The organism is Paenibacillus jepli, from assembly GCF_047238105.1.
Lineage (GTDB): Bacteria > Bacillota > Bacilli > Paenibacillales > Paenibacillaceae > Paenibacillus_D.
The window spans coordinates 676,489-688,899 of the sequence record NZ_JBDFMD010000001.1; the positions used below are offsets into that span (position 1 = coordinate 676,489).

The following is a 12,411-nucleotide window of genomic DNA, read 5'->3' on the forward strand; positions in this document are numbered from 1 at the left end:
CTCGCCGCCCCCTTTGACTCCAGTCTACCCGGAGATGACCGCGAGCGGCAGAACCAACTTTTATGGGTCGACGCCAAAAAAGGTACTACAAAACGTAGTACCCTTGCCGTCCGAGGACGGGAATCAGGAGGATAGGAAGTCGACAAACTGCGGCGAACGCAACATGCCTGACTTGTACCGGCTCCGGTACCGGATCCGGGCCCGCAGCTGTGGTTGAAGATAGACATAATGCCTGTCTTCGGACAAGACGAGTCCTCTCGCAGCTGCCATAAAAGCGCTGCGGATCTCTGGCGGTACCGACTGCTCGACGACGCCGACTGGCTTGCCGCCCATGTGAACAAGCCAGCCGAACCGGGACTTGCGGTAAGCGGCGATCGACACCTCGGCAAACTGATAATTGGGCACTGTCAGCCAATCGTCGGACCGGCGTCCGAGATACAAGCTGTCCTTCCGTTTGCCGACGACGCCTTCCAGCCCGCGCTGCCTGACAGCCTCGAAGAGATCCTTGCCTGTCCGCTCCACGGAGAGCACCCTGCGATACGATTTGTTCTCCGTCAGCACCTCGCTTAACAGCTGCTGGCGTTCGGCCAATGGCCATCGCCGCACATCTTCTCCGTCATAGCTCAGGATGTCGAATACATAGTAGCGCAAAGGCAGCCGCTTGGCGCCATCCCGGATACGGGCCGGCTTCGTCAGCCGGAACCTTTCCATGACCGCTTCAAACTCGAACGCTCCCGTGTCCGGGTTGTAGTACGCGACTTCGCCGTCCAGTACGACATGCCGGCTGTCCACCGGTACATGATGCAGCTCCGGATATCGCTCGGTGACATTGGTTCTGAATTTGGTATACAGATTGACGACCCCGCTCATCATCGACAAGGCCAGCCTATGCCCGTCGATCTTCGGCTCAAAAACATACCGTTCATCATCAAAAGCCGCCTCGCATGACACAGGCAGCATTGGTTCGTAAAACATCTCACGCGCCTCCCATTTCAACCATTGTAGCATCAGCCTCAGGCTGTGCCACTCGGTAAATTCAGGGAAGCTTCAAGGATGGAGCTTGCGGGTGCAGCGGCATGTCACTCCGGCGGCCGCCGCAGCAGACCGCGCCGGCGGACGCGCTCCACCGCTTCTTTGCTGCTTTTGACACCCAGTTTTTTAAGGATTTTGTTAACCTGGTTTTTCAGTGTGCTCTCCGCCTTGTACAGCTTTTTCTCGATCTGCTGCTGCGTGTAGCCCTGCTCGATCAGCTCGAACACTTCCCGCTCTGCCGGGGTCAGGTCCTTCAGCTGCTCTTCCCGCTTGAGGCGGGCGAATTCCTGCAGCAGCGGCTCCATCGCCGATGTGTGACGGACGGCATGCCGGATCGTTTGCGGCAGCTCTGCAAACCGGGTTTTGTCGAGATAGTTGACCGCCCCGGCCGTAAAGGACTGCATGATGCTCAGGCTGTCGGTAAGCGAACTGAGCATGATCACCGGCACCGGCCGGATGTCATGAACCCGCATGGCGGCATAGATGCCTTCACGACCGCTTGGCGTCAGCTGGATATCCATCAGCACGATGTCAAACGCCAGACTCTCGGCCATACTCACCGCCTCTTCCTCGGAAGTAGCCGCTCCGACGACCAGCAGATCGGGCTCATGATTCAGAAAAGCGGTGATGGATTTGATCCAGTCCGGATCATCCTCCACCATGAAAATCCGGATATGCGGTTGGTCCATGGGCAGGCTCCCTCCTCTCTAAGTCCGGGCTCGCGGAAATGTCAGCATCACCGTCGTCCCTTCGCCCTGTCGGCTCGCCAGCTCTGCTCGCCCGCCGCTTTGGGCCATCACTTTATACACATACGATAAACCGAGCCCGTAATTGTCGGCGCTGCCTTTGGTGCTGAAGAACGGTTCGAACACTCTGGCACTCTGGGCAGACGTCAGGCCATTCCCCGTATCCCGGATGAGGATTCTCACCTGCCGCCGCATCTCCTCCACCGAGATGTCCAGCTGCCCGCCGTCTGGCATGGCTTCGATACTGTTGGCGACGACATTGCTGACGGCCTCCCGCAGATGAACAGGATCCGCAAGCACCTGGGGATTCGTGCCGTACGATGTCGTCAGATCGATACCTGCCGACTCCAGCCTCGTCTGCTGGGCTGAGAGCACATCCTCGATTACAGTATCGAGGCGGCAAGGCTGGAGCTGCAGCGACAGCTCCTTCATCTGGCCATGGATCCGCGACACCATCGCCAGCATATGCTCGGAGCTGCTGTCGATGATGCGCAGATGCGCCTCGGCTGTCTCGTTACCCGCTGATTCACGTCTCAGGTTAGCGGCGCTGATGGCGATTTTGCCAAGTTCATTTTTGATCGTGTGGTTCAGCATCGCTGCTCCGGAGCTGGCGGCCTGCAGCGCAGGCTCCAGAGGATCATGCTCCACGCGCAGCCGGACGCCGAGCACGCTGTAGACAAAAGAGCAGAGCAGCGCAATGCCCAGCGAGTACGAGACGAAGATCGAAACGTAGCCAAAAAACGGAAAGTCAGGCTGGGCGGCACGTCCGATATAGATAAGTCCATAAACAGCCAGCAAGGTCGGCGTCATGATGATACTGGTAATAAAGCGGCTGCGCCGCATGCGCCGATCCTTCTCCTGACGCCAGGCGTCCAGCAGCACAAAACAAGCACCAAGGTAATAGACGCCTGCCCAAACCGCCAATAGCGGATAATGGATCGCAAATGGCGGATCAAAGGTCGTCCATGCCGCCGTAGCAAGTACAGGAATCAGCAGCAGCAGCTTGGCGCCGCGACGCCGGCCCGGCGTATCGAGTCGCTCAGCGTAGACAAGCGAGAATACGAGTACTGCATAGGGAGTACAGGTCAGATTAACGAATTGGACGATGCCGGAGGCAAGCAGCCAGCCCCGCCCGTCCAACCACTCGGATGTTCCGCCAATCGCTGCGCTGACAAGGAACAGCGCCGCCCACCGATTGGTGGCATGACGGACCTGAACAAGCCAGACAACAGCAGCGGCGGCCATCAATGCAGCAAAATAGTACAGCATCGGCTACCTTCCTTACCGGTTAATACCTCCCATTCTACCATAAGTCCGCTCCCCGGCGAATGGCGGATACGTTTACCCCCGCTTGCCGGGCATCCACCAGTTCCAATCGCCCAGCAGCTTCATCAATGCCGGCATGAGCAGAAATCGAATCAGTGTCGCATCGATGAAGATCGCCGCTGCGATACCGACCCCGAGCTGCTGCACGCCCGCCACCTCCCCCCAGGCAAATGGCAGGGTCACGACGATGATCATGGCAGCAGCGCAACTGATGATGCGCCCCGTCCGCGCCAACCCGTAGATGACCGCCTCGTCATTGTCTCGCGTGATTCGGTAGGTCTCATAGATGCGGGAGACCAGGAAGACGGCGTAGTCCATACTGATGCTGAAGGCAAGACCGAAGATAAAGACGGGTATCATAATGGCGATCGGCCCCGGTGTCACGCCCAGCCATCCGGCGCTGAACATCCATGTCAGGAGCCCGAAAGACGCGCCGAGACTGAGCGCATTCATGAGCAGCGTCTTCAGGGCGATGACCACGGAACGAAAAGCAAGCACCAGAATAACGAAGTTGGAGACAGCGATGCTGATCGCTACTTTACCGAGGTTGCCATAGATATGGCCCTGCACCTCCTGATGATACTTGGCTTCCCCGCCAAGCAGATAACGCCCGGCATCTGGCTGGACGTCCGCCTCCCGCCGCAGCCAGTCGGATACGGCAGCCGCGCCGGCCTCCCCTCGCACGGTCAGCTGCACATACTGCACTGACGTCGAGACAGGCGGCAGCACAGCTGCCTCAGCGACCAAGGGGTCGGCCGCCCAGCGAGCTGCCAGCGAAGCAGAGGCGGCTTTCCGGTTATCCTCCGATTGGTCTTGGTCGAAGACAAGTGCTGCGTAGACTGTCGTCTGCCCGGTGATGCCGAACCTGGCTTCGAACCGTTCATAGGCCTGCCGGACCTCAGAGGAAGCAGGCAATGAAGATGCGTCCGGGATCGCCAGCTGCATCCGCAGCAGCGGCAGGCAGCTGAGCAGCAGGATCGCCGCAGACCCAGCAGCAGCCAGGAGCGGACGCTTCATCAGCCAGGCGGACCAGCTCCGCCAATCAGGCGCTTGACGTCTGCTGCCGGCTGACCCGCGGATATCAGCTGCCAGCAGCGTCATGAGTGCCGGGACGAGCGTCCAGGCCAGGAGGACACTAAAAGCCAGGACGACTAGCGAGGCAAGTGCAACCGACCGGAACAACGGCAGCGGGATCCACAAGGTGCTTGCCAGTCCCAGCGCCACAGTGGCGGCCGCATAGAGGACTGCCCGTCCGGCCGTCTGCATCGTAGTTGCCAGCGCTTGCCGCGGTTCAGCGCTGGTCAGCTCTTCCCGATAGCGGCTGACAAGCATCAAGGCAAAATCGAGACTAAGCGCCAGCCCCACCATCGGAATGACGCTAAGCACAAACGACGAAAGCATCAGTTGGGTGCCTATCACATACATGATGCCCATCGCGCAGCTGACCCCGACCAAGCCGGTGATGATCGGAATAACGGCGCAGACGACCCCGCCGAAGGCCAGCAGCAGGATGGCAAAAGCAGCCGGAATGCCGACGAGCTCCGCCGCTTTGAAATCCCGGCGGCTTGCTTCGTTGACCTCCGACTGGATCACCGGCTTGCCTGTAAGACTGACCGTGATGCCTGGCGGCTCCGAAAGGGACTGTCTCAGCAGGGCAATCAGCGGCCCCCACCGGTGGGAGGGGGCGTCAAAGCTGAGCAGCGCATAAGCCTTCGTCCCATTCTGCATCCGGGGGTCTTCGAGGGGGGAGAGCAAAACTGCCGTCACCTCCCATGCGCGCAGCCGTTCTGCTGTTCGCCGGATATAGTCGCCCAACGCTTGGCTGGACACGCCTGGCTGGCTCTCAAACAGCAGAATGACCGGATCCGCAGGAAAACCATGATGGTCGGCGAGCAGCTGCTGGACAGACGAGTAATCGCCCTCCGCTGCGAGCCCGTGATCCTGCAGGACGGCAGACAGCCGCGGAGCCCAGGGGGCAAGCACGGCCAGCACCAGCAGCCATCCGCCTACGACAGTCAGAGCACGGCGGCGGATACGCCGCTCAAGAGATCCGCTACCCATGCCGCTCTCGCGCTATCCGTACAACCCGCCGCCCGAAGGATGCGGGTCGAGCCGGGTCGCCTTGACGAACTGCGAGGCGAGACGAGGAGCTGTTCGCGCCAGCTGAGCCAGGAAGGGCGCCAGAGCAGGGTGGCTCAGCGACTGCTGCATCACCCGGCCCCAGCGCAGCGGCCGGCTCAGCTGACGCTTCACAGTCTTCTCATAGCTCCGCTGCCAGATATCCTTGCTGATCCTGCCGCTCAAGAACGCATCCGCCTGTGCGGCACACAAGAGCGATGTCCGCAGCGCGATCGACATGCCGTCGCCGCAGAGCGGCGGGATCACGATCGCGGCATCGCCTGTCAGAGCCGCCCCTTGCCAGGCCGTCAGCGGCTTGCCGAGCGGGACCGGCGAGACCGCCGCCTGCGTTCCCGATACCGGCTCGGCACCGCTCAGCCGCCGCTGCAGCTGCGGGTTGTTCCGGCAAGCCCACTCCAGCAGCTCAAGCACAGAACCCCGCTCACGGACAGCGCTGGTGTGAGCGAGCAATCCGGCGACATTGACGATCCCATCCTCGACGGGAGCCAGCCCGACATATCCGCCCTTCCAGAAATACAACTCTACTGCATCGCCCGATGTCATGCCGCTATAGTGGGATTTGACACCCAGATATCGCAGTCTGCCGCCGGCCGGATCCCGCAGAGCGCCCCCCGGCAGATCACGGCCGGGAGCGGAGCCGCAAGCCGAGATGACTGCACGTGCACGGAATCCGCCACACTCGCTGCCCCGGGTGTCGATGGTATACCCGTCCCCTTGACTGCGCACCGCGCTCACCGTCGTACCCGTCACGATCCGCGCGCCATCGTCCGACGCCTGCCGGTGCAAGGCACTGTCCAGGAAATAGCGGCTGATGCCAAGCGCAGCTGCCGGGAGTGCGAGGCGCAGCTCTTCCTGTCCGTGGAGCGTCAGTGCGGCCTGACGGATGATGCCCGGTCCCCGGTCATAGATCCGCTCAAGGACACCCAGCTCCGCCAGCATGGTCAGCGCCTCGGGCGAGAGGAACTCCCCGCATACCTTGTGCCGGGGGAAGCGTTGACGGTCGATCACAACCGTCCGCCAGCCTCTCCGTGCCAGCACTATGGCAGCACTGCTGCCGGCGATCCCTGCGCCTATGATCGCGATATCCACCTCATCCATCAACAAGACCTCCCCGTCCGTCTGGCCGGATCCACACCGCATAACGGAATAAAGGCCGCCAGCTGTATTCCAGCCTCAATCCCGGAAGCGCCGCTGCCAGCCGCGTCCAGTCAGCGCCGCGGAACCCTTTGGCGACGGAGAGCGGCCCGTCATGCCGGATATAGCGGTTGCCGGGCAGCAGCCGGGAGGCGCCCCACACCGCGAGCCATGCCAGCCAGTGCCGATGGATGTCGCTGACGACGACACCAAGCCGCGCCATGCTGCTCAATGCTTCGGCGGCAGCGATCAGTGACGGCCCGGTGAAATGGTGCAAGAACTGGGTCGCTGTGACGATGTCTGCTGACTCGCCTTGGCGGCTGAGCCGGAACAGCTCGTCCTGGACGACGGTGATCCTGGGCTCCATCCGGTGCACCAGCCGCGCAGCCGCGCACGCTTCGGCCGTCATATCGACGAGTTGGATCGATATGGCGATCCGCTGCCGATCCGCCCAACGCAGCAGCGCCAGGTTAACATCGCCGGATCCGCTGCCGATGTCCGTTACCCTGAGGCGCTTCGGACGGCCTGCCGCCTGCCATAGCCTTTCTACACCGTATAGAGTAGGCCCGGCTGCATGGAACAGGCGGTTGAGCAGCCGCAGCTGACGCAGCGCGGCGCTCAGCTCGGGACCGCTCGCCTCCGCATCGTCCATCAACTCCGGCTTGACGGCACGTTCCCCGAGCGCCCTAAGCACGGATGGACCTCTCCGGCTCACGGTGGCCTTTACCGACTGAGTCTGCACCGGCAAACGTCATGCGCAGCATCTCAAACGTCAGCCCCGGACCAAAAGCGACCGCCAGGCCGTCTCTCGCCGGAGACGCTGACTCGCGCAGCGCCTGCCGCTGCTTGTGCAGGACGAACAGAATCGTCGCCGAGGACAGGTTGCCATACTCCCGCAGCACGGCGCGGCTGTTGGCAACCAGCTCATCCGCCAGGCCGAAGGTCTGCTGGACACTGTCGACGATCCCCTTGCCTCCAGGATGTACAGCCCACCAGGACGGCATCTCCCCGCCCAGCAGCCGCTCCAGCTCGTCCGGGATATGCCTGGCGATCAGCTTGGGCACCTCCGGCGACAGGTACAGTTCAAAACCGTAATCCCCGAGCTCCCATGACATCTGATCCGCACAGCCGGGAAGCAGCGTGCTGTAAGGTTCATCCAGCAGGAATAGGTCGGCCTCCCCAGTCCTCGCCGCTGCCGTGACGACACAAGCTGATGCCCCGTCGCCGAAGAAGGAAGCGCTATAGAGCGCTTCCCGCTCGCTGGATGGCTGGATATGGAGCGTGCAGAGCTCGACACAGACGATGAGCACTTGAGCGGAAGGCTGGCCGGCAGCGAGCTGGCGAGCCAGGCCGATCGCCTTCAGGCCTGCCGCGCAGCCCAAAAACTGCAGCGGCATCCGCTGTACATCGGATGCCAGCCCAAGCTGCCAGCAAAGCTCGGCATCGAGTCCCGGCAAAAACTGTCCGGTGCAGCTGACCGTGATCAGATGCGTGATCTGCTCAGGCTTGGCCTGACTCTCAAGCAGCGCCGCGCGAGCCGCAGCCAGAGCCAGCGGCACCGACTCCCTTTTATAGATACGCATCCGCTCTGCTGTACCGGGTGCAGGCGCGGCTGCTCCTCCATCCGAAGGAAAATACCTGCATGCCGAAGGCTCGGCAAGCAGATTGGGCTCGCATGTATACCTCGTCTCCACGCCGTTCTGGCGGAACAACCGTCTGGCCCACCTCGCCGCATCCGGCCTGCCGGCTAGCGCTTCCGCCAGCCGCCCAGCGGTTTCCTGCTGCTCCAGACGATGCTCAGGCACAGCCAGGCCGATGCCGGTTATCGCTATCCCCGTCTTCTCCCTATCCATCTCGATCCCCTCCATCTATTGCGATATGGCATGCCGCGAGATCGTCTCCCGGGCATGTGTCTGCTAATCTTGCTATGGACATGCCGTAATCTATGGATATTCGGCACCAGCCTTTTCTATGCGCTTATCCGCTGCATAAAGAACAGAAAAAGCCCACGAACCCTTGCTGCATTCAGCAGGGCCGTGGGCAAGAGGAGCCGGACGGATGAAAGCGGTACTGCGTTCACGTGAAGCGTATCGGGCTGCTCCCGCGTTACCTCTGGACTCGATTTTCCGTATTCTATCAACGCATAATCTAGCTGCCCTTCGTCTTCGCCCCGGAATGCTCCTGCAGCAGTGCAAGCTCAGTCGGCGTGAGCTCCCGGTAGCTGCCAAGCGGCAAGTCCGGATCCAGATGCAGCGCACCCATGGCCACCCGGCGCAGATAGGTCACCTGTTTGCCCACCGCTTCAAACATGCGCTTCACTTGGTGGAACTTGCCTTCGCGGATCGTCAGCGTAATCCTCGACTGCGGCGAGCCGTCAGCCGCCGGCTCCACCTTGTCGATCATCAGTTCGGCTGGCATCGTCACATATCCGTCATCGAGCGTCACGCCTTGGGCAAATTGCAGTCGGTCCGCTTCATCGACTTCTCCCTTCACAATTGCCTCATACGTCTTGTCCACATGCTTGCGGGGCGACAGCAGCTCATGGGCCAGCTGACCGTCATTGGTGAGCAGCAGCAGCCCTTCCGTATCCTTGTCCAGCCTGCCTACCGGAAAAGGCTTAAGCAATCGGTCCTCCGCCCGCAGCAGATCGATCACCGTACGCTCACGGCGGTCCTCGGTCGCCGAGATGACGCCTTGCGGCTTGTGCAGCATGAGATAGACGACCTCTTTGTAGAGGACTACGTTCTCCTGCCACCGCACGGTGTCCCGCTCTGGATCGACCGCGAGCCCACTGTCCTTGATTACGGCATCGTTCACGGAGACGAAGCCTTGCTTGACCGCTTTTTTGATCTCGCTTCTGGAGCCGAATCCCATATGGGATAGCAGCTTGTCCAGGCGGATTGTCTTGGTCATCTGCATTACCCCTTCCTTAGTATTCCGAGCAGCGGACCTGGATGCTCAGACAATCCGCCATCCCGGCGCCAGTTCGTTTTTGAGCACGCCGTCCTGCCATCTGCCCCATCCGAGCGGGTAGCCTGCTACACAGACAAGGACAAGCCCCTTCGGCTCATCTGCGTCGGCGCCCGACGGTCCCTTGATCTGCTCCCGGTCAATCTCCAGCGTCTCGCCGCGGAGATAACGCCACACCGTATCGTCTTCCGCCCGCAGATCCAGCACTCTTGCAGCTTCTGCTGCCGTAAGCCCCAGCGCCAGTGCCTGGGACGGCTCAAAACGGTGACGGCCCGCTTCTCCGATATACCAGCCTGCCCGGATGACCCGCAGTCCGTCCAGTGCCGGGAGGCCATGCGGCTGCAGATACAGACGGCTGCCATAAGCCGTCAGCCGTCCGGCTAATGGCCGCTGCAGGGTCAGCTGATGCTCGGCAAACGTCTGCCACTGCGCCTCCGCTGAAGCGAGATCCGGCGCTTCCTTGCGGGATCCCCGCCGCCTGTCGGCACGGACAGCCCGCCCAGATACCGCTGCCTGCTGCTGTCGGTCCCTCCGCAGCTCCCTGCTGCTTGTCCGCAGAGGTGCGGAGGGCTGTTCGGGGGTTCCCAAACCAGCAGGGGGTGAAGCATCGGAGCCAGTTCCTTGCTTGTCTTGCAGGTCTGCTGCCAGAACAGCGGCATAATGCCCCTCGCCCTGAACATGATGTGGCCAGAGACGCACCGTCCCCTCCAGTCTGTGGTCTATTCCTCCCGAGACATCCGCGAATCCGGGCTGCCAGCCGTGGTCGGGCTGGACAGGAATCACGTCCAGCCTGGGGTGGCTGTGCAGCAGCGCGGCGATGCGATGCTCATTTTCTTCCGGCGTAAACGTACACGTCGAATACACAAGTCTTCCTCCCGGAGCCAGCATGGCTGCGGCATGAAGCAGGATGTCATCCTGCATAGCGGCATACCGGGCAGCATCATGCTTGCCCCAATAAGCGATCATCCCCGGCTCCTTGCGGAACATCCCTTCGCCGGAGCATGGGGCATCGACAAGGATCCGGTCAAAGTACCTGTGGAACACCCTGGCCAGCGAGGCCGGCTCCTCCTGCAGCACGACTGCATTGCGCACGCCCGCCCGTTCGATGTTTTTGGCCAGCGCTTTGGCGCGTTCAGCGGCATTGTCATTGGCAACCAGCAGGCCCTTACCCTGCAGTCTGGCAGCGATCTGCGTCGATTTGCCCCCCGGGGCGGCGCACAGATCCAGCACCCGGTGGCCCGGCTGCACGTCCAGCAGAGCTACCGGCGCCATCGCGCTCGGCTCCTGGATATAATACAGTCCGGCATGGTAGAGGGGATGCTTGCCCGGACGGTCAGCATCGCCTTGGTAATAATAGCCGTCTTCACTCCAGGGCACTGGCTCCAGCCGCTCGCCGAACGGAGCCAGGCGGCGGAACTCTTCAGCTGACAGCTTAAGCCGGTTGATACGCAAGCCGTACCGCCGTTCCTCGCTATAAGAAGCCAGGAAGGCGTCGATTTGTTCGCCCAGAAGCGTGTGCATCTGGTCCACAAACGGCTGCGGGAGCGTCTTTTCCATGATGATTCCTCCTCCGGTTCACAGATTTGCAACGATTTTGGACAGATCTCTTACCTAAACAGTGCAGCATGGTGTATAATTACTTAAAGTAAGTGGAAGAAGCGGAAGCGATATCAACCAAATTCGGTATGGAGGTAGAAAGCAACTCATGAAGAAAATGGGCATCTTTTTAGGTATCATTGTCCTATTGTTCGCAGGTATCTTTGTGCTCAACAAATCCAATGTAAACGAAGTTTACAATAAGCCGGTTTCCGAGCTCAATCCGCAGACCCGCGCGATATTGGATGATCCCAATTATCAGAATATTATTTTGCCGGACGAGCTGGAGAGCCGAATCGCCAGCGGCGACGGAACATTCGTCTATTACTTTGCCTCAGACTGCGGGTTTTGCAAACAGACCACTCCGGTGCTGATGCCGCTCGCCGAGGAAGCTGGCGTCGATCTGCCGCAGTTCAACCTGAGAGAGTTCGACAGCTATTTCCAGAAGATGGGCATTCAATTCACCCCGACTCTGGCTTATTACGAGAACGGATCGCTAGTCGACAAGATGGAAGGCGGCATTACCGTAGACGGCAGCACCGGATTTACAGAACAGCATTATACAGATTTCTTTGCCAAACATAAAGGCTGACCACTGGTCTTTTGAAAAGCCAACCCCCCGGGCCGGGCCCGGGGGGTTGGCTTTTCAGCGATAGCAGTTATGATTGGCCGCTGTTCTTTTTGGCTCGCATAATGGCCGCCTGCACTTCTACAGACAATTCTTTGAGCCCCCAGATATCCTCGCTGTCCCACAGCTCATTGAATTTCAACTGAAATTGGGCAGCTTCCCGCACCCGGTTGTAAAAGTACAAATCCTGAATATCGCTCAGCACTTTGGAGACGATATTGGAGCGGTCCTCGAAGCCTCTCTGGGCTTCCAGAATCTCCGCCCGGATGCTGGACATCTCCGCATCAAGCTGAGAGGCGGCTTCCGCAGCCTTCTTGAGCCGCGCGCGCACATGCCCCGGCAAGCTCTCTTTATATTTATAGTTAAGCGAATGTTCGATCGTCGCCCAAAAATTCATCGCCAATGTACGGATCTGGATCTCTGCGAGTACTTTCTTGAATCCCAGCGCCGTCTGTACCGGATACTCGACGATCATGTGAAAGCTCCGGTACCCGCTCTCTTTATAATTGGTTACATAATCTTTCTCGTAGACAAGGGTGAGATCCTGCCGTTTGCGGATAAACTCGGCCACCCGCTGGATATCCTCGACGAACTGGCACATGATTCGGATCCCGGCGATATCTTCAATCCCCGTATCAATCCGATCCATCGGTACTCCCAGACGTTTGGCTTTTTCGAGGATGCTGGATATGCGCTTGACCCTCCCCGTGACGAATTCAATCGGCGCATAGGATTCCCGGACCTTCAATTCACTGCGTAACGTTTTGAACTTGACCTTCAGCTCTTCTATTGCTTGCTCATATGGGAGCAAGAAAAGGTCCCAATCCCTTCCATCCATGA

General features: G+C 60.2%; 11 protein-coding genes. 1 reads left to right on the forward strand and 10 read right to left on the reverse strand.

The annotated features are described in order from the left end of the window. Positions 1 to 123: 123 nt before the first annotated feature. The 9 genes from ABC336_RS03255 to ABC336_RS03295 form a co-directional block, all read right to left on the reverse strand. Positions 124 to 975 carry an ATP-dependent DNA ligase gene (locus tag ABC336_RS03255; protein WP_413237296.1) on the reverse strand — a complete coding sequence of 284 codons (852 nt, stop codon included), beginning with the start codon at positions 973 to 975 and terminating at the stop codon, positions 124 to 126. 104 nt (positions 976 to 1,079) lie between these two features. Continuing rightward, positions 1,080 to 1,721 (reverse strand): response regulator, encoded by a 642-nt coding sequence (locus ABC336_RS03260; RefSeq protein ID WP_413237297.1) that lies wholly within the window; start codon positions 1,719 to 1,721, stop codon positions 1,080 to 1,082. Positions 1,722 to 1,739: 18 nt separating this feature from the next. Beyond that, on the reverse strand, positions 1,740 to 3,047 hold the full coding sequence (locus ABC336_RS03265) for a sensor histidine kinase (protein WP_413237298.1): 1,308 nt from the start codon (positions 3,045 to 3,047) through the stop codon (positions 1,740 to 1,742). Positions 3,048 to 3,119: 72 nt separating this feature from the next. Continuing rightward, positions 3,120 to 5,165 (reverse strand): MMPL family transporter, encoded by a 2,046-nt coding sequence (locus ABC336_RS03270; RefSeq protein WP_413237299.1) that lies wholly within the window; start codon positions 5,163 to 5,165, stop codon positions 3,120 to 3,122. 12 nt (positions 5,166 to 5,177) lie between these two features. Further along, positions 5,178 to 6,341, reverse strand: coding sequence for an NAD(P)/FAD-dependent oxidoreductase (locus ABC336_RS03275; protein WP_413237300.1), 1,164 nt, complete (start codon positions 6,339 to 6,341; stop codon positions 5,178 to 5,180). Next, positions 6,334 to 7,071, reverse strand: coding sequence for a methyltransferase domain-containing protein (locus ABC336_RS03280; RefSeq protein ID WP_413237301.1), 738 nt, complete (start codon positions 7,069 to 7,071; stop codon positions 6,334 to 6,336). Before ABC336_RS03280 ends, ABC336_RS03275 begins: the two co-directional genes overlap by 8 nt. Further along, positions 7,064 to 8,230 carry a type III polyketide synthase gene (locus tag ABC336_RS03285; protein WP_413237302.1) on the reverse strand — a complete coding sequence of 389 codons (1,167 nt, stop codon included), beginning with the start codon at positions 8,228 to 8,230 and terminating at the stop codon, positions 7,064 to 7,066. Before ABC336_RS03285 ends, ABC336_RS03280 begins: the two co-directional genes overlap by 8 nt. A gap of 295 nt (positions 8,231 to 8,525) precedes the next feature. Further along, on the reverse strand, positions 8,526 to 9,290 hold the full coding sequence (locus tag ABC336_RS03290; RefSeq protein WP_413237303.1) for a pseudouridine synthase: 765 nt from the start codon (positions 9,288 to 9,290) through the stop codon (positions 8,526 to 8,528). Positions 9,291 to 9,335: 45 nt separating this feature from the next. Then, the gene (locus ABC336_RS03295) at positions 9,336 to 10,904 is read right to left on the reverse strand and encodes an RsmB/NOP family class I SAM-dependent RNA methyltransferase (protein ID WP_413237304.1); all 1,569 of its coding nucleotides are present in this window, start codon (positions 10,902 to 10,904) and stop codon (positions 9,336 to 9,338) included. A gap of 148 nt (positions 10,905 to 11,052) precedes the next feature. Here ABC336_RS03295 and ABC336_RS03300 point away from each other — a divergent pair, with 148 nt between their 5' ends. After that, entirely contained in the window at positions 11,053 to 11,535 is a 483-nt protein-coding gene (locus ABC336_RS03300; RefSeq protein WP_413237305.1) for a thioredoxin family protein, read from the forward strand. Positions 11,536 to 11,602: 67 nt separating this feature from the next. Here the strand turns inward: ABC336_RS03300 and yjbM are convergent, their stop codons facing one another. Continuing rightward, positions 11,603 to 12,409 carry a GTP diphosphokinase gene (gene yjbM, locus ABC336_RS03305; RefSeq protein WP_413237306.1) on the reverse strand — a complete coding sequence of 269 codons (807 nt, stop codon included), beginning with the start codon at positions 12,407 to 12,409 and terminating at the stop codon, positions 11,603 to 11,605. Positions 12,410 to 12,411: the final 2 nt, after the last annotated feature.